This is a genomic window from Enterobacter sp. BIDMC93, from assembly GCF_001037805.1.
In the GTDB taxonomy this organism is placed as follows: Bacteria; Pseudomonadota; Gammaproteobacteria; order Enterobacterales; family Enterobacteriaceae; genus Enterobacter; species Enterobacter hormaechei_C.
Genome location: NZ_KQ089962.1, coordinates 3,151,327 through 3,173,644, shown reverse-complemented (window position 1 = coordinate 3,173,644; position 22,318 = coordinate 3,151,327). Strand labels below are relative to the sequence as shown.

General features: G+C 54.6%; 27 protein-coding genes and 1 other annotated feature. Of the genes, 17 read left to right on the top strand and 10 right to left on the bottom strand.

The features are described 5' to 3' along the window. Positions 1-71: 71 nt before the first annotated feature. Positions 72-743, bottom strand: a complete 672-nt coding sequence (gene hxpB / locus SK58_RS14815; protein WP_003857825.1) for a hexitol phosphatase HxpB — start codon at positions 741-743, stop codon at positions 72-74. 141 nt (positions 744-884) lie between these two features. On the opposite strand from hxpB, the gene SK58_RS14810 reads away from it, so the two are divergent. Next, complete coding sequence (locus SK58_RS14810; RefSeq protein ID WP_015570741.1) at positions 885-1,421, top strand: YniB family protein; 537 nt, start codon at positions 885-887, stop codon at positions 1,419-1,421. 36 nt (positions 1,422-1,457) lie between these two features. On the opposite strand, the gene SK58_RS14805 is transcribed toward SK58_RS14810, so the two are convergent. From SK58_RS14805 to pfkB, 3 genes are all read right to left on the bottom strand, one after another. Next, positions 1,458-2,318 (bottom strand): fructosamine kinase family protein, encoded by an 861-nt coding sequence (locus SK58_RS14805; RefSeq protein ID WP_015570740.1) that lies wholly within the window; start codon positions 2,316-2,318, stop codon positions 1,458-1,460. Positions 2,319-2,423: 105 nt separating this feature from the next. Beyond that, a complete protein-coding gene (ghoS, locus tag SK58_RS14800; protein WP_003857822.1) occupies positions 2,424-2,714 on the bottom strand; it encodes a type V toxin-antitoxin system endoribonuclease antitoxin GhoS in 291 nt (96 codons plus the stop codon). Positions 2,715-2,805: 91 nt separating this feature from the next. After that, positions 2,806-3,738, bottom strand: a complete 933-nt coding sequence (pfkB, locus tag SK58_RS14795; RefSeq protein WP_032104269.1) for a 6-phosphofructokinase II — start codon at positions 3,736-3,738, stop codon at positions 2,806-2,808. A gap of 296 nt (positions 3,739-4,034) precedes the next feature. On the opposite strand from pfkB, the gene SK58_RS14790 reads away from it, so the two are divergent. Both SK58_RS14790 and SK58_RS14785 read left to right on the top strand, forming a co-directional pair. Next, positions 4,035-4,793: a DUF481 domain-containing protein gene (locus tag SK58_RS14790; protein WP_026080717.1), complete on the top strand. Its 759-nt coding sequence runs from the start codon at positions 4,035-4,037 to the stop codon at positions 4,791-4,793. A gap of 263 nt (positions 4,794-5,056) precedes the next feature. Beyond that, positions 5,057-5,290 carry a YdgH/BhsA/McbA family protein gene (locus SK58_RS14785; RefSeq protein WP_015570736.1) on the top strand — a complete coding sequence of 78 codons (234 nt, stop codon included), beginning with the start codon at positions 5,057-5,059 and terminating at the stop codon, positions 5,288-5,290. 149 nt (positions 5,291-5,439) lie between these two features. Here SK58_RS14785 and yniD read toward each other — a convergent pair whose 3' ends face one another. Both yniD and yncL read right to left on the bottom strand, forming a co-directional pair. After that, positions 5,440-5,547, bottom strand: a complete 108-nt coding sequence (yniD, locus tag SK58_RS22930) for a small membrane protein YniD (RefSeq protein ID WP_003857815.1) — start codon at positions 5,545-5,547, stop codon at positions 5,440-5,442. Positions 5,548-5,645: 98 nt separating this feature from the next. Then, entirely contained in the window at positions 5,646-5,738 is a 93-nt protein-coding gene (gene yncL / locus SK58_RS22445; RefSeq protein ID WP_071842885.1) for a stress response membrane protein YncL, read from the bottom strand. Between the two features lie 321 nt (positions 5,739-6,059). Here yncL and thrS point away from each other — a divergent pair, with 321 nt between their 5' ends. The 14 genes from thrS to selO all read left to right on the top strand — a co-directional run bounded on the left by thrS (position 6,060) and on the right by selO (position 18,700). Beyond that, entirely contained in the window at positions 6,060-7,988 is a 1,929-nt protein-coding gene (thrS, locus tag SK58_RS14780; RefSeq protein ID WP_003857814.1) for a threonine--tRNA ligase, read from the top strand. A 3-nt stretch (positions 7,989-7,991) separates the two neighbouring features. Further along, the gene (infC, locus tag SK58_RS14775) at positions 7,992-8,534 is read left to right on the top strand and encodes a translation initiation factor IF-3 (RefSeq protein WP_023616141.1); all 543 of its coding nucleotides are present in this window, start codon (positions 7,992-7,994) and stop codon (positions 8,532-8,534) included. Between the two features lie 97 nt (positions 8,535-8,631). Continuing rightward, positions 8,632-8,829, top strand: coding sequence for a 50S ribosomal protein L35 (gene rpmI / locus SK58_RS14770; RefSeq protein WP_001124225.1), 198 nt, complete (start codon positions 8,632-8,634; stop codon positions 8,827-8,829). 50 nt (positions 8,830-8,879) lie between these two features. Next, positions 8,880-9,236, top strand: coding sequence for a 50S ribosomal protein L20 (gene rplT / locus SK58_RS14765; protein WP_000124850.1), 357 nt, complete (start codon positions 8,880-8,882; stop codon positions 9,234-9,236). 116 nt (positions 9,237-9,352) lie between these two features. Next, positions 9,353-9,477: a sequence feature (Phe leader region), on the top strand. Continuing rightward, positions 9,358-9,402 (top strand): pheST operon leader peptide PheM, encoded by a 45-nt coding sequence (gene pheM / locus SK58_RS22925; RefSeq protein ID WP_001386830.1) that lies wholly within the window; start codon positions 9,358-9,360, stop codon positions 9,400-9,402. Its footprint overlaps the feature before it by 45 nt. 62 nt (positions 9,478-9,539) lie before the next feature. Beyond that, positions 9,540-10,523: a phenylalanine--tRNA ligase subunit alpha gene (gene pheS / locus SK58_RS14760; RefSeq protein WP_003857809.1), complete on the top strand. Its 984-nt coding sequence runs from the start codon at positions 9,540-9,542 to the stop codon at positions 10,521-10,523. A 15-nt stretch (positions 10,524-10,538) separates the two neighbouring features. Continuing rightward, a complete protein-coding gene (gene pheT, locus SK58_RS14755) occupies positions 10,539-12,926 on the top strand; it encodes a phenylalanine--tRNA ligase subunit beta (RefSeq protein WP_015570734.1) in 2,388 nt (795 codons plus the stop codon). Between the two features lie 4 nt (positions 12,927-12,930). After that, on the top strand, positions 12,931-13,230 hold the full coding sequence (ihfA, locus tag SK58_RS14750; RefSeq protein ID WP_003857805.1) for an integration host factor subunit alpha: 300 nt from the start codon (positions 12,931-12,933) through the stop codon (positions 13,228-13,230). Between the two features lie 103 nt (positions 13,231-13,333). After that, positions 13,334-14,314: a vitamin B12 ABC transporter permease BtuC gene (gene btuC, locus SK58_RS14745; RefSeq protein ID WP_017693588.1), complete on the top strand. Its 981-nt coding sequence runs from the start codon at positions 13,334-13,336 to the stop codon at positions 14,312-14,314. A 33-nt stretch (positions 14,315-14,347) separates the two neighbouring features. Next, on the top strand, positions 14,348-14,899 hold the full coding sequence (locus SK58_RS14740) for a glutathione peroxidase (RefSeq protein WP_017693587.1): 552 nt from the start codon (positions 14,348-14,350) through the stop codon (positions 14,897-14,899). After that, positions 14,899-15,654 carry a vitamin B12 ABC transporter ATP-binding protein BtuD gene (btuD, locus tag SK58_RS14735; protein ID WP_015570731.1) on the top strand — a complete coding sequence of 252 codons (756 nt, stop codon included), beginning with the start codon at positions 14,899-14,901 and terminating at the stop codon, positions 15,652-15,654. Before SK58_RS14740 ends, btuD begins: the two co-directional genes overlap by 1 nt. Positions 15,655-15,726: 72 nt before the next feature. Beyond that, on the top strand, positions 15,727-16,191 hold the full coding sequence (locus tag SK58_RS14730) for an NlpC/P60 family protein (protein WP_017693586.1): 465 nt from the start codon (positions 15,727-15,729) through the stop codon (positions 16,189-16,191). Positions 16,192-16,482: 291 nt separating this feature from the next. Then, positions 16,483-17,196, top strand: a complete 714-nt coding sequence (locus SK58_RS14725; RefSeq protein WP_017384651.1) for an EAL domain-containing protein — start codon at positions 16,483-16,485, stop codon at positions 17,194-17,196. A 61-nt stretch (positions 17,197-17,257) separates the two neighbouring features. Then, positions 17,258-18,700 (top strand): protein adenylyltransferase SelO, encoded by a 1,443-nt coding sequence (gene selO, locus SK58_RS14720; protein WP_048220161.1) that lies wholly within the window; start codon positions 17,258-17,260, stop codon positions 18,698-18,700. On the opposite strand, the gene SK58_RS14715 is transcribed toward selO, so the two are convergent. The 4 genes from SK58_RS14715 to chuS are packed head-to-tail and all read right to left on the bottom strand — an operon-like array spanning position 18,697 to position 22,304. Further along, a complete protein-coding gene (locus SK58_RS14715; RefSeq protein ID WP_017384649.1) occupies positions 18,697-19,476 on the bottom strand; it encodes a heme ABC transporter ATP-binding protein in 780 nt (259 codons plus the stop codon). The genes selO and SK58_RS14715 overlap by 4 nt on opposite strands. Beyond that, complete coding sequence (locus SK58_RS14710; protein WP_017384648.1) at positions 19,469-20,461, bottom strand: FecCD family ABC transporter permease; 993 nt, start codon at positions 20,459-20,461, stop codon at positions 19,469-19,471. Before SK58_RS14710 ends, SK58_RS14715 begins: the two co-directional genes overlap by 8 nt. Continuing rightward, on the bottom strand, positions 20,461-21,279 hold the full coding sequence (locus tag SK58_RS14705; protein WP_048220160.1) for a heme/hemin ABC transporter substrate-binding protein: 819 nt from the start codon (positions 21,277-21,279) through the stop codon (positions 20,461-20,463). Before SK58_RS14705 ends, SK58_RS14710 begins: the two co-directional genes overlap by 1 nt. Beyond that, complete coding sequence (gene chuS / locus SK58_RS14700) at positions 21,276-22,304, bottom strand: hematinate-forming heme oxygenase ChuS (protein ID WP_047365690.1); 1,029 nt, start codon at positions 22,302-22,304, stop codon at positions 21,276-21,278. Before chuS ends, SK58_RS14705 begins: the two co-directional genes overlap by 4 nt. Positions 22,305-22,318: the final 14 nt, after the last annotated feature.

Sequence of the window (22,318 nt, the reverse complement as noted above, 5' to 3'; positions counted from 1 at the left end):
GAGAAAAGCAAATAAAGTAAAACGTTGTTTTGATTTGGCGAGACAGGCAGCCGAAGCTGCCTGAAAGAGCGTTACTCCCCGCGCAGATGGCGGGCAGTCAATTCTTCAAGAGACGTCAGCCTGACGTCCGCGAGGGCAAAACGGGGATCGTGTCGGCCTTCTTCAGCCGGCACAACGATGGAGCGCATACGTGCGGCTTTGGACGCCACCATGCCGTTAACCGAATCTTCCAGCGCCACACAGGTAAGTGGATCCAGCCCCAGTTTCGCGGCGCAGTCCATATATACCTGCGGATGTGGCTTGCTGTAAGGAAGCTTTTCGGCCGAGGCCAGCGCGTCGAAGCTGTCGCGCAGCCCGAACATCGTCAGCACTTTTTCCAGCATATGCAGCGGTGAGGCGGAGGCCAGCCCCACTTTCAGCCCTTGCGCCTTGCACAGGGCGATAGCGTCGCGTACGCCCGGTAACAGCGGCTTATACTCTTCTACGAGGGAGATAGCGCGGTTGATAATGCGCGCCGTTACTTCGTCGCGATCCGGGCCAACCCATGGCTGGTGGGCATACCAGAGGTCAACCACCATATCGATGCGCAGCCCCAGGGTATCGGGAAGCTCGTTACGACGACTGATATCGACGCCGAGGCTGGCCATCACGTCCAGTTCAGCCCGATCCCACAGGGGTTCGGAATCAATCAGCAATCCATCCATGTCAAAAATAGCGGCAAGTATCTGGCGCGGGGTCGACATTACAACATCTCCTTATCTTGGGGGTAAGACAAACGGTGCTAAGCACAAGCAATTTAGCATATTGCATTCAAAGAGCGGGCGAAAATGACCGACAGCAGGTAGACTTAGGCACAAATAACGCGTCTTTATGAAGAGGAACTAATGACGTATCAACAAGCTGGACGCATCGCGGTCTTAAAACGTATTGCTGGTTGGGTTATTTTCATTCCCGCCCTGATTTCAACGCTGATCTCCGTACTCAAATTTATGTACGATCACAGCGAAAAACAGCCGGGCATCAATGCCGTCATGCTTGATTTTGCGCACGTCATGATTGAGATGATGCGGTTTAACACCCCGTTCCTGAACGTCTTCTGGTTCAACTCGCCCACGCCGGATTTTCACCACCAGCTGAATGTCGGTTTCTGGATAATCTATGCGTTGATATTTATCGCGATGGCGTTGCAGGCCTCCGGCGCGCGCATGAGTCGCCAGACCCGCTTTTTGCGCGAAGGGGTGGAAGACCAGCTGATACTTGAGAAGGCGAAAGGCCCTGACGGGATGAGCCGCGAGCAGATCGAATCGCGCATTGTCGTTCCGCGTCATACCATTTTTGTGCAGTTTTTCCCGCTCTACATCCTGCCGGTCATTATCATTGTGGCCGGGTATTTCTTCTTTACGCTGCTTGGCTTCCTGTAAATCCTAAGGGAAGGGGCGTGAAGCCGCCCCCTCCCGCTATGCCGCCAGAATGCGGTCCAGCGCCCGCTGGGCATTCACCAGATGACTCCCGCCAAACAAAATAGCCCGGTTTATCAAGGTGTACAGCTGATAAACCGGTTGACGATCAAGGAAACCCGCAGGTAACGGCGAGACAGACTGATAGCCATCATAAATTTGCGGCGGCTGTTCAGGGTGCAACGGCAGCATTGCGAGGTCACATTCTCTGTCGCCCCAGTAGCAGGCCGGGTCAAATATATAGGGACCATCAGGCCCAAGTGCACAGTTGTTTGACCATAAATCTCCGTGCAGAAGGGAAGCCTGAGGCTGATGCGAAGCCAGACGCTGCTGAATGTGTTCAACAATCGCGTCGATGTTGCCGAACGCTAATCCCTTTTCAGCGGCCAGCTCCAGCTGCCAGCCGATGCGCTGCTCGGCGAAAAAGGTCGACCAGCGGCGCTGCCATGCGTTTGGCTGTGGGGTAGTGGAGAGGTCGTTATCAAAATCGAGCCCGAACTGAGGTTGATCGCTCCACTGGTGCAAACGGGCGATCTGTTGCCCGAGAATAAAGGCGTTGTGCGCATCCAGAGGGCGCGCGGGAAGATAGTTCATCACCAGAAAGCTATAGTCACGATCGCTACCGACGGCTAAAACCTGCGGAACGGTGACTGTTTTACTGCGCGATAACAGCTCAAGCTGATCGGCTTCGGCAGTAAAAATGGGGAGCAATTCACGCTCATCACATTTAACGAAAAGATCGCGCCCGGCGTAACGTAAATGCCATGCGGCATGGATCTCTCCGCCTGGCAGTTCGTTACGCAGTTCAATTTCACCTTCACCCAGCTGCTCACTTAAAAGATGACTGATAGCCTGCCACATGATGTCTCTCCCATGTTGTCTGCCAGATCATAAAGTTAGCGCAAAACGGCTATAAAAAAACAGGAACTAACGCACAACTGAGCGGTTTAATTTTGTACAGGGCACTTATTGTTCTTTTTTATGCCAGTTTTCCCAGCTATCAACATCAATTTCCGTGGCTTTGTCAGTCACGCTTTCCACCAGACTACTGGCCAGCGCCTTCACCTCTTCCTGACTCAGCGGGCTTATCAGGCCAAATGCCAGTGAGCCGAGATCGTGAATATTGCCCTCATCGTCCGTCAGCGTGAGCAGAAAATTGGCGCGCGTGAACGCGTTGTTGAGTTCATTCAGTTCGGTCAGCGACGCCTCATGAATATTCACGGTTACGACGTAGCGGGTGATATCACCACTGCTCATAATTCACCTCGTTGTTATCCTGAAAGTTTTCTTAGCATAGTCGATATGCCCTGTTTAGCGACTTCCCCCTCCATGGGAAGGGGAAGCAGGTTCAGCTTCTCTCCAGGTAATCGACAATTTTCTGGGTATCCGCAAGCGAACACAGACGCGTTCCCTGGTTTATGGTGGCTGCACTCCCTGCCGCGACGCCATAGCGTGCCATCTCCAGAAGCGAAGCGCCCTGCGCCAGCTTCAGCACCATCGCGCCAACCATACTGTCACCGGCGCCCACGGTGCTCTGGCTTTTCATCGGCGGTGGCACAACCTGTACAAAGCCCGTCTTGTCGACGGCCAGCGCACCCTGAGGACCGAGAGAGACCACAACGCGATGCGCTTTGCCCGTACGTACCAGCTCTTCTGCGGCAGTACGAACGTCATCAGGCTGGCTGAGTTCTCGATTAACCAGCGCACTGAGCTCTTTCTGGTTAGGTTTAACGAGTTCAAGTTGTCCGGGTTCTAACGCCGCCTTCAGGGCTTCGCCCGAGCTATCGACAATGCAGCGGATGCCGCGCTGGAGCGCCGCCTGAACCAGCGCCGTCAGTTTTTCTGTTTTGACGCCCGGCGGCAGGCTACCGCTGATCACCAGTAATGAGCCGCTTTCAATGGTCAGCACTTTCTCTTCCAGTTGACGAAACTCATCATCGCTTAATTTCGCCCCCGGCATCACAAAACGATATTGCTCGCCGCTGGATTCAACATGGACATGCAGGTTCTGCCGGGTCCAGTCTTTAGCATCGACGGTGTCTACGGCCACCTGTTCATCTGCCAGCAACGCAACCAGATGTTCTCCCGTGGCGCCGCCAGCGGGGAAGATGGCGGTGGCTTTTCCGCCGAGATGGGTAATAGCGCGCGCCACGTTGATGCCGCCGCCGCCCGGCTCAAACACCGGCGCGCTACAGCGCAGCTTACCTTCCGGGTAGATTTGCGGCGTCATGGTCGCGGAGTCGAGGGAAGGGGAGAGTGTCAGCGTATAAATCGAAGCCATCATGACCTCCTTTTATCATGGGTTCTTTTAAGCCTGGCACCGTTTGGCAGGAAGGCAACGTAAATAACAGTATGATTTTAAATATGAATGCTGACAAATAACCTGCGCCGGGCATATAAAATAAAACACGTTTTGGGATCGTTCTTATTCAAAAAATGAAAGAAGAAAATATTGCTATGTTATTTGCGGCTTTTTATAATTTGTTACCTTTCTATGGTCGCCTTGTCATTGATCCGCAAGAAAGTTTCCGAGACCGTGACGGTCTCTTTTTATGTTGTACGGACTCCTTAAATAAAATGAAGCTTTTGAAGACAGTACCCGCAGCACTGATGCTGGCGGGTGGCGTATTTGCGTCACTGAATGCAACCGCCGATGATACCGTTTTTACTGTCATGGACGATCCCTCCACTGCCAAAAAACCCTTTGAAGGTAACGTGAATGCCGGGTATCTGGCGCAATCCGGTAATACGAAAAGCTCCTCCCTGACCGCAGACAGCACCCTGACCTGGTACGGCAACACCACGGCCTGGTCGCTGTGGGGAAATGCCAGCAACACCTCTGCTAACGATCAACGCTCATCGGAGAAATACGCGGTAGGCGGACGTAGCCGATACAACATGACCGATTATGACTACCTGTTCGGGCAGGCGAGTTGGCTGACTGACCGCTACAACGGCTATCGCCAGCGTGATGTCGTGACTGCGGGTTATGGTCGTCAGTTCCTCAATGGGCCGGTGCACAGCCTGCGTTTCGAATTCGGTCCGGGTGTCCGTTACGACGAGTACACCAACGGCGAAGATGAAACCCAGCCGCTGGGTTATGCATCGGGCACCTATGCATGGCAGATGACGGACAACGCAAAATTCACCCAGGGTGTGTCGGTGTTTGGTGCTGAAGATACAACGCTGAACTCAGAAAGTGCGTTGAACGTGGCCATCAACGAACACTTTGGACTCAAGGTGGCGTACAACGTAACCTGGAACTCATCACCACCTGATTCTGCACCGGAACATACCGATCGCCGAACCACGATTTCTTTAGGTTATAAAATGTAATATCGTCGGGCCGGGATTATTCTCGGCCCGTTTTTTATTTTATGAAACTGTGCTTATTTATATTAAACGGCGTTTTAAAATAATGGGTCTGGTTTCATCTTCATAATTTCTCCATAATTAGCCGACCAGGGCTTATTCAGTTTATTTGACACGAATTGATAAATAATTTGACTAGGCAAGAATGTGATCCAGATCTACACTTACGGCACAGGCGAAAAACTCGCCTCAGGCATATCGCATTAAATAAGTATGAGAATAAAATTATGAAAAAAATCAAAACCGCTACAGCAGCGATGGTGCTTTCCGCACTTTCATTTGGCGTATTTGCTGCTGATAATATGACGCAACCTGCCAGTGACGTTAACAGCCCAATCGGGATCGCTAAAGCCTCGGATGTAGAAGCAGGCTCCAACATTGCCCCTGGCTCTCAGTCTACCGGCCAGTCAATGAATGATGCATTTGATGTACACAAGCTGGTGGCGGGTGAGTGGTCCTGATATTTCAACTGCCACGTGTGACGGAATATATACGCTGTCACAGCCTGTCGAAAACCGGATTATGACGTACCGGTTTTGGACCATAAATTATCGTAAAGATAGTTAAGATTTATTCAGTAAATTCACGGCACGTTTTCGCTGACAAAATATTAGCCCCAGATCATTGCGGCCCAGCGCAGCAGCAACATCGCGCCGCAAATAGCAATTAACACCACGACCATTTTCCAGTGCTTCACGGCAAATCTTTTTGTTGGCATAACCTAATCCTTGTCAGTTGATACCCTTAGTCTACCAAAATCTGCGCCAGAAAGCGCTCAACCCTGGACAACAGGTTATGCCGGAACACCGGTTCGGCTTAAAACCAATGGAATCTGTCAGCCAGAATCAATACCAGGCAAGCAGCGGAAAGTAGATTCAATATCACAACGGTTCTGCTGGATACATTCATGTGATACCCCTTCGATGTTTAAGGACCAAGTCAAGAATAGCTCAGCACTTTCGGATTGCGAGCCTCCGTCAGCAAAAGTTCATGAACGCAGACAAAAGGATGAACGGTTCAAACGGTCGCAGAAGGTGCATTCGCCCTTTCAATAGTGTTACCATTACCCTGCTTGCCGTAAATTCGCATTTATCTGAATCGGCAGGTGCATGATGACGAACCAATTTGACGATTGTTGGTCAGATGGTTTCGTAATCTACTGTTTAATCACGATTATTTTCTTTGTATATGCTCTTATGTGTGGGGCATCACTGCAAATAAGGATATAAAATGCCTGTAATTACTCTTCCTGATGGCAGCCAACGCCATTTCGACCATGCTGTTAGCCCAATGGATGTTGCCCTGGATATCGGTCCTGGACTCGCAAAAGCAACCATCGCAGGTCGCGTAAACGGCGAGCTGGTAGACGCGTCCGATCTGATTGAAAGCGATGCAACGCTTGCGATCATCACCGCGAAAGACGAAGAAGGTCTGGAGATCATTCGTCACTCCTGTGCGCACCTGTTAGGCCATGCTATCAAGCAGCTGTGGCCAAACACCAAAATGGCAATCGGCCCGGTTATCGACAACGGTTTCTACTACGACGTTGACCTTGACCACACCCTGACTCAGGAAGATATCGACGCGCTCGAGAAACGAATGCACGAGCTCGCCGAAACCAACTATGACGTCATTAAGAAGAAAGTCAGCTGGCACGAAGCGCGTGAAACCTTCGTGAAGCGCGGCGAGAGCTACAAAGTCTCGATTCTTGATGAAAACATCGCTCATGATGACAAGCCTGGCTTGTACCATCACCAGGAATACGTCGACATGTGCCGTGGACCGCACGTGCCGAACATGCGCTTCTGTCATCACTTCAAACTGATGAAAATCGCAGGCGCTTACTGGCGTGGCGACAGCAACAACAAAATGTTGCAGCGTATTTATGGTACCGCGTGGGCCGATAAGAAGGCCCTGAACGCGTACCTGCAACGCCTGGAAGAGGCGGCTAAGCGTGACCACCGTAAAATCGGTAAGCAGCTTGACCTGTATCATATGCAGGAAGAAGCGCCGGGGATGGTGTTCTGGCATAACGACGGCTGGACTATCTTCCGTGAACTGGAAACGTTCGTGCGCTCCAAGCTGAAAGAGTACCAGTATCAGGAAGTGAAAGGCCCGTTCATGATGGACCGTGTGCTGTGGGAAAAGACCGGCCACTGGGACAACTACAAAGATGCAATGTTCACCACTTCGTCTGAGAACCGAGAATACTGCATCAAGCCAATGAACTGTCCGGGCCACGTTCAGATCTTCAACCAGGGTCTGAAATCCTACCGCGATCTGCCGCTGCGTATGGCGGAGTTCGGTAGCTGCCACCGTAACGAGCCATCAGGTGCGCTGCACGGTCTGATGCGTGTTCGTGGCTTTACTCAGGATGATGCGCATATCTTCTGTACTGAAGATCAGGTCCGTGAAGAAGTTAACGCCTGTATTCGTATGGTCTACGATATGTACAGCACCTTTGGCTTCGAGAAGATCGTGGTCAAACTCTCAACGCGTCCGGAAAAACGTATCGGCAGCGATGAGACATGGGATCGCGCAGAGGCGGATCTCGCCGTCGCGCTGGAAGAGAACGGTATTCCGTTCGAATACCAGCTGGGCGAGGGCGCATTCTACGGTCCGAAAATTGAATTTACCCTGTATGACTGCCTCGATCGCGCATGGCAGTGCGGAACGGTACAGCTGGACTTCTCCCTGCCGCAGCGTTTAAGCGCCTCTTATGTTGGCGAAGACAACGAGCGTCAGGTGCCGGTTATGATTCACCGTGCGATTCTCGGTTCACTGGAGCGCTTCATCGGCATCCTGACCGAAGAGTTCGCGGGCTTCTTCCCAACCTGGCTTGCGCCAGTGCAGGTAGTGGTGATGAACATTACCGATTCTCAGGCGGATTACGTTAAAGAATTGACGCAGAAACTACAAAATGCGGGCATTCGCGTAAAAGCAGACTTGAGAAATGAGAAGATTGGCTTTAAAATCCGCGAGCACACTTTACGTCGTGTCCCGTATATGTTGGTCTGTGGTGATAAAGAGGTGGAAGCAGGCAAAGTTGCCGTTCGCACCCGCCGTGGTAAAGACCTGGGGAGCCTGGACGTAAGTGAAGTGATTGAGAAGCTGCAACAAGAGATTCGCAGCCGCAGTCTTCAACAACTGGAGGAATAAGGTATTAAAGGCGGAAAACGAGTTCAAACGGCACGTCCGAATCGTATCAATGGCGAGATTCGCGCCCAGGAAGTTCGCTTAACAGGTCTGGAAGGCGAGCAGCTGGGGATTGTGAGTCTGAGAGAAGCGATCGAAAAGGCTGAAGAAGCTGGAGTAGATTTAGTTGAAATCAGCCCTAACGCCGAACCGCCAGTTTGTCGTATCATGGACTACGGCAAGTTCCTTTATGAAAAGAGTAAGTCTTCTAAGGAACAGAAGAAGAAGCAAAAAGTTATCCAGGTTAAGGAAATTAAATTCCGTCCTGGTACCGACGATGGCGATTATCAGGTAAAACTCCGCAGCCTGATTCGCTTTCTGGAAGATGGCGATAAGGCCAAGATCACGCTGCGTTTCCGCGGTCGTGAGATGGCCCACCAACAGATTGGTATGGAAGTGCTTAACCGCGTCCGTGACGATCTGAGTGAACTGGCAGTAGTCGAATCCTTCCCTACGAAGATCGAAGGCCGCCAGATGATCATGGTGCTCGCTCCTAAGAAGAAACAGTAAGGCCTTCAAGCAGCAAAATCTGTGGAGCCTTCGGGCCCCATAGGTTTTGTTCGCCTATGTTTCGTTTATTTAACAATGCGAAGTGGAAGTTATTAAAATGCCAAAAATTAAGACCGTACGCGGTGCTGCTAAGCGCTTCAAAAAAACCGGTAAAGGTGGTTTTAAGCACAAGCACGCTAACCTGCGTCACATTCTGACTAAGAAAGCTACCAAGCGTAAACGTCACCTGCGTCCAAAAGCCATGGTTTCTAAAGGCGATCTGGGCCTGGTCATCGCGTGCCTGCCGTACGCATAAGTCGTTAACGTTTAACTTTTTTAACTTAGAATAGATACAGGAGAGCACACATGGCTCGCGTAAAACGTGGTGTAATTGCACGTGCACGTCACAAGAAAATTTTGAAACAAGCTAAAGGCTACTACGGTGCGCGTTCACGCGTATACCGCGTTGCCTTCCAGGCTGTTATCAAAGCAGGTCAGTACGCTTACCGTGACCGTCGTCAGCGTAAGCGTCAGTTCCGTCAACTGTGGATTGCGCGTATCAACGCAGCAGCACGTCAGAACGGTATTTCTTACAGCAAATTCATCAACGGCCTGAAAAAAGCCTCTGTTGAAATCGACCGTAAGATCCTGGCTGACATCGCAGTATTCGACAAAGTAGCGTTCACCGCTCTGGTCGAAAAAGCGAAAGCAGCACTGGCATAAGCCAGTTGAGAGAGGGGGCTTTGCCTCCTCTTTTCATTTAACACCATCAGAAGATTGACATTTATCCGTGCAGGCTTTTCAATAAGGTCTAACGGTTTTTACCCTACAAGGTAACGCAAGCATGAATGCTGCTATTTTCCGCTTCTTCTTTTACTTTAGCACCTGACTTCAGGAGGCTAGCGCGTGAAAGATGAAACGAAAAACAGCGCCAGATAAGCCTCCCGATGGAGGCTTTTTTTGTGCCTGAAGTTAAGAGAATACGTCCAACAATTCGGTGTCTGCACCGACATAATGAGGAAAACCATGTCACATCTCGCAGAGCTGGTTGCCAGTGCAACGGCCGCCATTAACCAGGCCTCAGATGTTGCCGCGTTAGACAATGTCCGCGTCGAATATCTGGGCAAGAAAGGGCATTTGACCCTTCAGATGACTACCCTGCGTGAACTGCCAGCAGAGGAGCGCCCGGCAGCCGGTGCAGTGATTAACGAAGCCAAAGAGCAGGTACAGCAGGCGCTGAACGCGCGTAAAGCCGAGCTGGAAAGCGCAGTACTGAATGCGCGTCTGGCGGCAGAAACGATTGACGTTTCTCTGCCGGGTCGTCGTATTGAAAACGGCGGTCTGCATCCGGTGACTCGTACTATCGATCGTATTGAAAGTTTCTTCGGTGAGCTCGGCTTTACCGTGGCGACTGGCCCGGAAATTGAAGATGACTACCACAACTTCGATGCCCTGAACATTCCTGGCCATCATCCGGCACGTGCTGACCACGACACTTTCTGGTTTGACGCTACCCGTCTGCTGCGTACTCAGACTTCCGGCGTTCAGATCCGTACCATGAAGGAGCAGGAGCCGCCAATCCGCATCATCGCGCCGGGTCGCGTATACCGTAACGACTACGATCAGACCCACACCCCAATGTTCCACCAGATGGAAGGTCTGATTGTTGATAAAAACATCAGCTTTACCAACCTGAAAGGCACGCTGCACGATTTCCTGAACAACTTCTTTGAGGAAGATTTGCAGGTTCGCTTCCGCCCGTCCTACTTCCCGTTCACCGAACCGTCTGCGGAAGTTGACGTGATGGGTAAAAACGGCAAATGGCTGGAAGTGCTGGGCTGCGGCATGGTGCATCCAAACGTGCTGCGCAACGTGGGTATCGATCCGGAAGTGTATTCCGGCTTTGCGTTCGGTATGGGTATGGAGCGTCTGACCATGCTGCGCTACGGCGTAACCGACTTACGTGCGTTCTTCGAAAACGATCTGCGTTTCCTCAAACAGTTTAAATAAGGGCAGGACAGAACAATGAAATTCAGTGAACTGTGGTTACGCGAATGGGTGAACACCACGCTGGACAGCGACGCGCTTTCCAACCAGATCACCATGGCGGGTCTGGAAGTTGACGGTGTAGAGCCGGTTTCTGGCGCCTTCACCGGCGTGGTCGTGGGTGAAGTGGTTGAGTGCGGTCAGCACCCTAACGCTGACAAACTGCGCGTAACAAAAGTCAATGTGGGCGGTGACCGTCTGCTGGATATCGTCTGCGGTGCGCCAAACTGCCGTCAGGGCCTGAAAGTGGCCGTGGCGACCGTCGGTGCGGTGCTGCCGGGCGATTTCAAAATCAAAGCGGCTAAGCTGCGCGGTGAGCCGTCTGAAGGCATGCTGTGCTCCTTCTCCGAACTGGGTATTTCCGACGATCACTCTGGCATTATTGAATTGCCGCAGGATGCGCCAGTTGGTACTGATATCCGCGAATACCTGAAGCTTGATGACAACACCATCGAAATCAGCGTAACGCCAAACCGTGCTGACTGTTTAGGCATCATCGGTGTGGCCCGCGACGTGGCCGTGCTGAACCAGACTGAACTGAACGTGCCGGAGATCGCTCCGGTTGAGGCAACCATCAGTGACGTGCTGCCGATACAGGTAGACGCGCCTGAGGCCTGCCCACGCTACCTCGGTCGTGTGGTGAAAGGTATTAACGTTAAAGCGCCAACCCCGCTGTGGATGAAAGAGAAACTGCGTCGCTGCGGTATCCGTTCTATCGATGCAGTCGTCGACGTCACCAACTATGTTCTGCTGGAGCTGGGCCAGCCAATGCACGCCTTTGATAAAGATCGTATCGAAGGTGGGATCGTCGTGCGCATGGCGAAAGAGGGAGAAACCCTGGTTCTGCTGGACGGCAGCGAAGCGAAACTGAACGCTGACACCCTGGTGATTGCCGATCACAACAAAGCGCTGGCGATGGGCGGGATCTTCGGCGGCGAGCACTCTGGCGTCAACGACGAGACGCAAAACGTCCTGCTGGAATGCGCGTTCTTCAGCCCGCTCTCCATCACCGGCCGCGCACGCCGTCACGGTCTGCACACTGATGCTTCTCACCGCTACGAGCGTGGCGTGGATCCTGCGCTGCAATACAAAGCGATGGAGCGTGCGACTCGCCTGCTGATCGACATCTGCGGCGGCGAAGCGGGTCCGGTTATTGATGTGACCAACGAAGCGACGCTGCCGAAGCGTGCGACCATTACCCTGCGCCGCAGCAAACTGGATCGTCTGATTGGTCACCACGTTGCCGATGCGCAGGTGACCGACATTCTGACGCGTCTGGGCTGCGAAGTTACTGAGGGTCAGGACGAGTGGAAAGCCGTTGCGCCGTCCTGGCGTTTTGACATGGAGATCGAGGAAGATCTGGTGGAAGAAGTGGCCCGCGTTTACGGCTACAACAACATCCCTGACGAGCCGGTGCAGGCGGGTCTGGTGATGGGCAGCCATCGCGAGGCCGATCTGTCTCTGAAGCGTGTGAAAACCATGCTGAACGACAAAGGCTACCAGGAAGTGATCACCTACAGCTTCGTTGATCCTAAGCTGCAACAGCTGATCCACCCGGGTCAGGAAGCGCTGATCCTGCCAAGCCCGATTTCCAGCGAGATGTCAGCGATGCGTCTGTCCCTGTGGACGGGACTGCTGGGTACTATCGTTTATAACCAGAACCGTCAGCAAAACCGCGTGCGTATTTTCGAAAGCGGTTTGCGCTTTGTACCGGATACTCAGGCGAATTTAGGCATCCGTCAGGATCTCATGCTGGCCGGCGCCATCAGCGGTAACCGCTTTGAAGAGCACTGGGACCTGGCAAAAGGGACGGTTGATTTCTACGATATGAAGGGCGATCTGGAAGCGATTCTCGATCTGACCGGTAAATTATCCGAAATTGAATTCCGCGCAGAAGCGATTCCAGCCCTGCATCCGGGTCAGAGTGCGGCGATCTATTTAGACGGCAAACGTGTTGGTTTCATTGGGGTTGTTCACCCGGAACTGGAACGTAAGCTGGATCTGAATGGCCGTACCATCGTATTCGAACTGGAGTGGAACCCGGTTGCAGACCGCGTCATTCCTCAGGCGCAGGACGTCTCCCGCTTCCCGGCAAACCGCCGTGATATCGCGGTTGTGGTCGCTGAAAATGTGCCCGCAGCAGATATTTTGGCCGAATGTAAGAAAGTTGGCGTAAATCAGGTAGTTGGCGTAAACTTATTTGACGTGTACCGCGGCAAGGGCGTAGCAGAAGGTTTCAAGAGCCTCGCTATTAGCCTTATCCTTCAGGATACCAGCCGTACACTCGAAGAAGAGGAGATTGCCGCTACCGTCGCCAAATGTGTAGAGGCATTAAAAGAGCGATTCCAGGCATCATTGAGGGATTGAACCTATGGCGCTTACAAAAGCTGAAATGTCAGAATATCTGTTTGATAAGCTTGGGCTTAGCAAACGGGATGCCAAAGAGCTGGTAGAGCTGTTTTTCGAAGAGATCCGTCGTGCTCTGGAAAATGGTGAGCAGGTTAAACTCTCCGGTTTTGGCAATTTTGATTTGCGAGACAAAAACCAACGTCCGGGCCGTAACCCGAAGACGGGGGAAGATATTCCCATTACAGCCCGCCGCGTGGTGACCTTCAGACCCGGACAGAAGTTAAAAAGCCGTGTCGAAAACGCAACGCCCAAAGCAGAGTAATATGAACTAACTAAAAAGGCCGCTCACGCGGCCTTTTTTCTTTGCGCTATTTGCTAAACCCGCCGTAAAATCAATGATATCTCAACCGGATAACCTATCGTCTATGCTTGATCTTGCCCGCCGCCAGCACCGCTCCGATCTTCGCCGCCTGTGTCTGCTCGGGGTGCTGTTGATTGTCGCCACCACCGTCAGCCTGTGTGCGGGCGATCGGTGGCTGGGGCCGGAAAGCTGGTTTACGCCTGAAGGACAGCTCTTTGTCTGGCAGATCCGCCTGCCGCGGACGTTGGCTGTCCTTTTAGTTGGCGCTGCGCTGGCGCTGTGCGGCACGATCATGCAGGCATTATTTGAAAACCCTCTGGCGGAACCCGGGCTTCTCGGGGTGTCAAATGGCGCAGGCGTCGGGCTTATCGCCGCCGTGATGCTGGGGGGAGGCGAGCTCTCCGGCTGGGGGATTAGCCTCAGCGCCATCCTTGGCGCGCTGTTGATAACCCTTATCCTTCTGCGCTTTGCCCGCCGCCACTTATCCACCAGTCGGCTGCTGCTTGCCGGGGTAGCGTTGGGGATCATCTGTAGTGCGCTGATGACCTGGGCCGTCTACTTTTCTACCTCCTTCGATCTGCGCCAGTTAATGTACTGGATGATGGGGGGATTTGGGGGTGTTGACTGGCGTCAGGGGTGGCTGATGGTGCTCCTGATCCCGGTCATCCTGTGGACGGCGTTCCAGGCGCAGCCTCTTAATATTCTCGCGCTGGGCGAAACGTCTGCTCGCCAGCTCGGGATGCCGATTGGATTCTGGCGCAACGTGCTGGTTATCGCCATTGGCTGGATGGTAGGCGTAAGCGTGGCGCTGGCGGGGGCGATTGGCTTTATTGGGCTGGTGATCCCGCATATGCTGCGCCTGTGCGGCATTACGGACCACCGAACCCTGCTCCCGGCCTCGGCGGTTGCCGGGGCGGCAACGCTGCTGGTTGCCGATATCATCGCCCGGCTCGCCCTGACGGCCGCTGAGTTGCCCATAGGCGTGGTGACCGCAACGCTGGGCGCACCGGTCTTTATCTGGCTACTATTAAAAGCTGGACGTTAAAACACAACCTGTAAGTCAACCTGAGGGAATGCTATGCAGTCTGATATTCTGAATACCGAAGTGACGACCATTGACGGCGAGAAAACCACGCTGGAAGGCTACAAGGGCAAGGTGCTGCTCATCGTGAACGTGGCGTCGAAATGTGGCCTTACGCCGCAGTATGAACTGCTGGAAAACATTCATAAAGCCTGGGAAAAAGACGGCTTTACCGTACTCGGCTTCCCGTGCAACCAGTTCCTGGGCCAGGAGCCGGGCAGCGAAGAGGAGATTAAGACCTTTTGCAGCACAACCTATGGCGTGACGTTCCCGATGTTCAGCAAAATTGATGTGAACGGGGAAAATCGTCATCCGCTGTATGCCAAACTGGTGGCCGCGGCGCCGACCGCCGTTGCGCCTGAAGAGAGTGGTTTCTATGAGCGTATGACAAGTAAAGGCCGCGCGCCGCTCTATCCGGATGATATTCTGTGGAACTTCGAAAAATTCCTGATTGGCCGTGACGGTCAGGTCGTGCAGCGTTTTTCGCCTGACATGACGCCTGAAGATCCTATCGTGATGGAATCAATTAAGCTGGCGCTGGCGAAATAATGACGCTGCTGATGCAGCTCACGGACGTTGCCGGCAAGGGGCGTCTTGAGCCTGTTACCGCCGAAGTCAACGCAGGTGAAATCCTTCACCTGGTTGGGCCAAACGGCGCCGGAAAAAGCACGCTACTGGCGTGCATGGCGGGGCTGACCACCGGGGAAGGAAAGATTACCTTTCTCGGGCAATCGCTCGTCGACTGGCTACCCGCTACACTTGCCTCCCGTCGAAGCTATCTGGTTCAGCAGCAGGTTCCGCCCTTTGCGATGCCCGTCTGGCACTACCTGACGCTGCATCTGCCTGACAAAAATCAGGTGGGATTGCTCAACGAGGTTGCTGCGGCACTCGGGTTAGACGACAAGCTTACCCGGCAGGCAAATCAGCTTTCCGGCGGCGAGTGGCAGCGCGTGCGTCTGGCCGCCGTCATCCTTCAGATCCATCCGGCGGGAAATCCTCACGGGCGGTTGTTGCTGCTGGACGAGCCGATGAGTGGGTTGGACGTTGCCCAGCAAGCAGCGCTGGATACCCTGCTCAGCGCGCTGTGTCGCAAGGGGATCGCCATCGTGATGAGCAGCCATGATTTGAACCATACGTTGCGCCACGCGCATCGGGTGTGGTTGCTGGCGCGTGGCAAGCTGATTGCCAGCGGAACGCGCGACAGCGTGCTGACGGCCGCCAATCTTGCGAGCGCTTACCACATGTCGTTCCGGAGGCTGGATATTGAAGGCCACAAGATGCTCATTTCCACGGCGCAGGAATAACCTTTCTTGCACAGCTGCATAGATGCACGCTAAATTACCGAAAGAACAAAAAAAGCAGAGGATTCGTCTGAAATGCGATTCTGGTTTCTCCTTGTTGCGGCGCTCTTTCTTGCAGGATGCAGCAGCCATCGTGCACCTCCGCCCAACCCACGGCTTTCCGATTCCATTACGGTCATTGCCAGCCTGAACGATCAGCTCAGCAACTGGCGCGGCACACCTTATCGCTACGGCGGCATGAGCCGGGGCGGGGTGGATTGCTCGGGATTCGTGCTGATGACCTTCCGCGATAAATTTGACCTCCAGCTTCCGCGTGAAACGCGTATGCAGGCGAAAATCGGCACTGAAATTGATAAAGACGAGCTCCTGCCCGGCGATCTGGTCTTTTTTAAAACGGGCTCCGGAGAAAACGGCCTTCATGTCGGCATCTATGATACCGATAATCAGTTCATTCATGCCTCGACCAGTCGTGGCGTGATGCGCTCCTCTCTGGATAATGTTTACTGGCGTAAAAACTTCTGGCAGGCCAGACGTATTTAACCGCTGCATAAAAATGCAGTGCGGAGGGCCTGGCGGTGAAAATAGACGTCAGGCTTTTCTTGCGGGTTGATTAAAGTTAAATTTTGCCCAATTATTTATGTCCGCATGTGCCTGTTTTATCTAAAACTGGCTATTATTCAATAACCAGGATAAAATTAATTTAGATTCAGGGAAAAATCTGAAAATTAATACGGAAAGAATGAAATTAATCTTATTAAAATCAAGACAGTGGAATTGTGCCTGCAATTGCTCCAGGATGTTCTCTCTCATCTTTAATGCAGGACAAGCGCGATGATTATTACGCTAGATAATGCTTACCAGTCTGAACTTTTACTCCTTCCGGCGCGTGATAGTGCAGGTTTGCTTAAAGGTTTAGAGATTTTGGTTAACTTTACTGGCGTGGGTGCGGACGTACGGATCCCGACTGAACTGGTTATCCCACATCTTTCTCAGGAAGATGAATTAGCGCTGTTTCAGGAGAAACTGCAATTACTCGATACCTGTAAGCTATTTTTTATTCAGCATCAGTTAATTGCATGGATCAATATTACACCTGCAATTGTTGAGTTTTTATTAACTAATGAGAACGCTGTTTCAATCCTTGAGCGATATCCGTTTCTTGAGTTTACCGTTAATGAGAACTATCCAGGTTTAAATAACGGGAAAGACGATCCCTGTCTGGCAAGAATGGCGATCCATTTCCCCTTAGTGCTGGCTAACTTCGGTGCAGGGGCTGCGTCCCTTAAACCGGTTTATGATGGTCTGTTCAAACGGGTGATTCTGGATAAAAACTTTATCCAGCAGCGCGTGTCGGCACTCTCGTTTGAGCCTTTTATGCGCGCTATTCTTTGGCAGATCGCGCCGCATTGTCAGTCGGTCATGGTCTCGGGAATTGACGATCACGGCATCTTACAACGCGTGCTGCCCTTCAATTTTGGTGCAATGCAGGGAAGCCTGTGGCCTGCCGTCCCGGCAGAGCGGGTAACGACTCTCGTTCAGCAATAACCCCTTTCTTCGCCCGTGTTTACGTCCAGGGAAACCCTCTACACTTAAAGCAGGAGGACTTATGACCCTGTCTTTTACTGCTCACTGGCACGATGAATTACCCGGCTTTTACACCGCGCTTAAGCCAACGCCTCTACAGAACGCGCGTCTTATCTGGCATAACGATGCATTAGCGGATTCGCTTGGCATCCCTGCGACGCTTTTTCAGCCAGAAAAAGGCGCCGGCGTCTGGGGCGGCGAAACGCTGCTTCCGGGCATGAAGCCGCTGGCTCAGGTCTATAGCGGACATCAGTTTGGCGTCTGGGCGGGACAGCTCGGCGATGGCCGCGGCATCCTGCTGGGTGAACAGCTTCTGCCGAATGGCGAAACGCTCGACTGGCACCTGAAAGGGGCAGGGCTAACCCCGTACTCACGCATGGGGGATGGCCGCGCGGTGCTGCGTTCAACCATCCGTGAAGCTCTGGCTTCCGAGGCGATGCATGCCCTGGGGATCCCTACCTCACGCGCGCTGTCCATTGTCACCAGCGACACGCCGGTGGCCCGTGAAACGATGGAGCAGGGAGCGATGCTGGTCCGCGTTGCGGAAAGCCATCTGCGTTTCGGTCATTTTGAACACTTCTACTATCGCCGCGAGCCGGATAAGGTCCGCCAGCTTGCCGATTACGCCCTTCGCCGTCACTGGCCGCACCTGCAAAACGAGCCGGACCGCTATGTTCTCTGGTTCCGGGATATTGTCGCGCGCACTGCCGCAATGATTGCCCGCTGGCAGGCCGTCGGCTTTGCCCACGGGGTGATGAATACCGACAACATGTCCCTGTTAGGGCTGACGTTTGACTACGGTCCGTACGGCTTCCTTGATGACTATCAGCCGGGTTACATCTGTAACCATTCGGACTATCAGGGGCGTTACCGTTTCGACAACCAGCCTGCGGTGGGGCTGTGGAACCTTCAGCGGCTTGCGCAAAGCCTGTCGCCGTTTATCGACGTCGATGCCCTGAACGATGCGCTGGACAGCTATCAGGAGATCCTGCTGCGAGAATATGGTGTGTTAATGCGCAACAAGCTGGGGCTGATGACGCAGGAAAAAGGCGATAACGCGCTGTTGAATGGGCTGTTTGCCATCATGGTGCGTGAAGACAGCGACTATACCCGAACCTTCCGTATGCTGAGCCAGACCGTGCAGCAGAGCGCCGCGTCACCGCTGCGCGACGAGTTCATCGATCGTCAGGCGTTTGATGACTGGTTTGCCGTTTACCGGACGCGTTTACAGCAGGAACAGATTGATGACGATACCCGCCAGGCGCGGATGAAGGCGGTTAACCCGGCGATGGTGTTGCGCAACTGGCTGGCGCAGCGGGCCATTGAGCAGGCAGAGCAGGGGGATTATACCGAGCTGCATCGGCTGCATATCGCCCTGCGCACGCCGTTTGCCGACCGGGAGGATGACTATGTCAGCCGCCCGCCGGACTGGGGCAAGCGGCTGGAAGTGAGCTGCTCAAGCTAAGGGGCGAGAAAAACCTGCGGTGCGGCGTGCGCCGGATGTCTGCCGACGTGCACCTGCGCACCGTACCAGTGTGCCAGCGCGTCGGCCTGCAAAACCGTCTCCGGTATGCCCTGAGAAACAATCCTGCCGTTGTGTAACAGCAGGATCCGGTCCGACCATAATGCGGCAAGATTGAGATCGTGCAGCACCACGCAGGCGTGAAGATGGCCCTGACGGGTCAGCGATTTCAACAGGCGCAGCAGATGCTGCTGGTGGTAGAGATCCAGCGCTGAAGTGGGTTCGTCGAGAAACAGCCAGCCGCGCGGCGTTCCGTCACGCCACAGCTGCGCCAGCGCGCGGGCGAGCTGGACGCGCTGCTGTTCGCCCCCCGAGAGGGCATGATAACGCCTGCCGGCCAGCGGCAGGCAACCGGTCAGCTGCAACACCTCACGCACAATCGACGGTTCCGGGTGACGCGTCCAGGGCGCACGCCCCATGCCAACGATCTCCTCCACCTGCCAGTCAAATCCAGGCTGAGACTGCTGGCGCATCACTGCCCGATAGCGGGACAGCGTCTGCGGATGCCATTCATCCAGCGCTTTTCCCGCCAGCGAACAGCCGCCGCTGTCGGGTTTCAGGTAGCCGGTCAGCAGCCGCAGCAGCGTGGATTTCCCCGCGCCGTTGGGGCCGATCAATGTAACCAGCTCTCCCTGCGACAGTGACAGCGAAACGTTATCTGTCAGCGTGCGGCCAGATTGGGTAAAAGTAAGATTTTCAGCCGTATAACGTTCAGCCATGCTGTTCTCCACGACGAAAAATGAGCCATAAGAACCAGGGAGCACCAAGGATACTGGTGAGCAGGCCGACCGGCATTTCTGCCGGAGCGACCAGGGTGCGCGCGACCGTATCCGCCACCAGCAGCAGTAATGCGCCCGCGAGTACCGTGCCGGGGAGGGTTGCCCGGTGATCGGCGCCCAGCCACATGCGCATCAGGTGCGGCACCACGAGTCCGACAAAGCCAATCACGCCGCTGACGGCGACAGCCGCAGCGACCAGCAGGGCGCTGCATAACAGTAAAATTCGCTGTACAAGGGCAACGTCCACGCCAAGGTAATGCGCTTCCTCCTCACCCAGTTGCAGTAAATTTAATGCGCTGGCACAACGCCAGATCGCCAGAACGGCAGGCACCATCAGCGAGGTCACGGCGAGCAGCGTTGACCACTGTGCCTGACCAAGACTTCCCATTCCCCAGAGTGAAAGCTGACGCAGCTGGGCGTCATTGCTGACCCACGAAAGCACACCCACTGCCGCACCGCACAGGGCATTGATGGCGATACCCACCAGCAACAGACGTGACAGAGAGGGGTCACGCTGCTTGCTGAGCAGGAAGATCACGCCAGTGGCTGCCAGCGCCCCAAGAAATGCCGCCAGCATAGGGGCGTAAAGCATCACCAGCGCGGGCAGCGAGAGCGGGAGCACCACCCACAGGGCGACGGCCAGCGCCGCACCGCTGCTGATCCCGAGCAGGCCCGGGTCGGCCAGTGGATTGCGGAACAGCCCCTGCATGACGCAGCCGGCGAGCGCCAGCGATCCGCCAATCACCAGCGCCAGCAGTACGCGGGGCAGACGGATGGTAAGCCAGATCTGGCGTAGCGTCTCATCGCTGCCGCTCCACAGCACGTTCACCGGCAGGCGTAACGCCCCAAAACCGGTGGCCATGAACGTCATGACGGTAAGCAACCCCGCCAGAAGCCATAACGATAACGTGATGCGCCGGGACATCAGGGCAGTTGCTCCGCTCTGGCACGCAGCTGTTGTATGGCTTTCGGCGTGCGGACGCTGAAGCCCAGCAGGGCCATATCATCAATAGCCAGCACCTGTTTGCTTCGTCCCGCTGGCGTTTGCGCCAGACCGGGCAGTTTCCACAGATTTTCTTCGCCGCCCAGCGCGTTAAGACCGTCCTGCGAAATCACCACCAGATCCGGCTGGCTGGCCATCACCCCCTCCTGGGAAAGCGGCGGATAGCGGGTAAAGCCCTGCATGGCGTTCTGCAACCCGGCGGCGCGTATTGCCGCATCCGCGCCGGTCTGTTGCCCGGCCGCCATTGCGGTCATTCCGCCGTGGCTGAGGATAAACAGCACCCGCTTGTTGAGCGGTGTTGAGGGCAGTGCCGCCAGCGCCTGACGCAGCGAGTTGCGCAGGGTTTCCCCTTGCGCCTCATAATGCGTCGCCTGAGCTATCACCCGTACTTTTTCGTCAATCGCGCGCAGGTCAGGCGTGCCGGGAACGGTAACCACCCGGACGTGGCTCTGTTCAACCTGTTTCAGCGCCAGAGAGGGCTGCGCCTGGTCGCTTGCCAGCACCAGCGTCGGGCGTACGGATAAAATCCCCTCCGCATTCAGCTGGCGAAGATACCCCACGTCAGGCAGCGCATTTGTCGCCTGCGGCCACTGGCTGGTACTGTCGCGCGCAACCAGAGAAGACTCCGCGCCGAGGGCGTAGACGATCTCCGTCACGTCGCCGCCGAGGGCGACAATTCTCTCCGGCGCGGCGACGGCGACCAGCGGCAGGGCGCAGAGCAGGGCGAACCAGTTTTTCATGCGGCCAGCCCTTCTGGCGTCAGGGCGTCAATCTGGCGGCGCCACTGGCTCTGCTCAGGCTCGCCTTCGGTACGCTGGCCGTAGAGCTGGGCGATCTGAGTGCCATCCGCAGCAAACAGCTCCAGGCTGGTAACGTGTCCGTCCGCCGTAGGCTTGCGCGTTACCCACGTCTCGGCGATAGTCTCCTCCAGCAGATGCAGGGTAAAGGTTGGGTTGAAGATGTTCAGCCAGCCTTTCATGGGCGTCAGATTTTCCACCACACCGGTGAAGATCTGCACGCAGCCGCGGTTGCCGACGAAGATCATGATTTCGTTTCCGTCCTGTCGCGCCGTCTCCAGCAGCTGTGCCAGCGCGCTGTTATCCACCTTACAGGCCAGATCGTCACTCACCAGACGAAACGCCTGCTGGCGGCTCAGGTTATGGCGCTTCAGTAAGCTAAAGAACTGATGCACGTCGGTCATGGCGCGCCACTCTTTCTCCACCGAGCCTGCATCAGCACCGTCGGAATGCGCAGGGGCATCGACAGCCTTCAGTGCCAGAGTGGGGTTATCGGCAATGATAAAACGGGTCAGCACGTCGCCCCAGGCGGCAACGTCGGTGTGATCCGTGGTGTAGACCTTCAGTAAAGCGTCGCCCTGATGATCGAAGAACTGAATGCTCTGACGTTCGCCGCGGGAGGTCGTTTCACTTATGTGGAACGCGCTCGCCCACTGGTTGAGGAACAAACGCAGATCCAGCGCGCGCGGATTCAGCACCAGCCCGGCGTGGCCGCCGAGGTGCTGGTTAGTAAACGCCCCGACCTGCTCGTGAACGGCGTATTCGTTACGGCAGATGCATTTGGTTTCCCCCACCGACTCCAGCGCTGCCAGAATCTCACGGATTTCACCGCGCAGCCGCCAGGCGTCGTGTCCAACGCGCGCAAATGCCAGCTCTGCTTCGCTGATGTGCATTAATCCGGCGATATCACGGGCGTACTTACCCGGATGTTCTTCTTTAAGCTCAAGCCAGCGTGTGTAGTGATCCATAATCTTATCCTTCT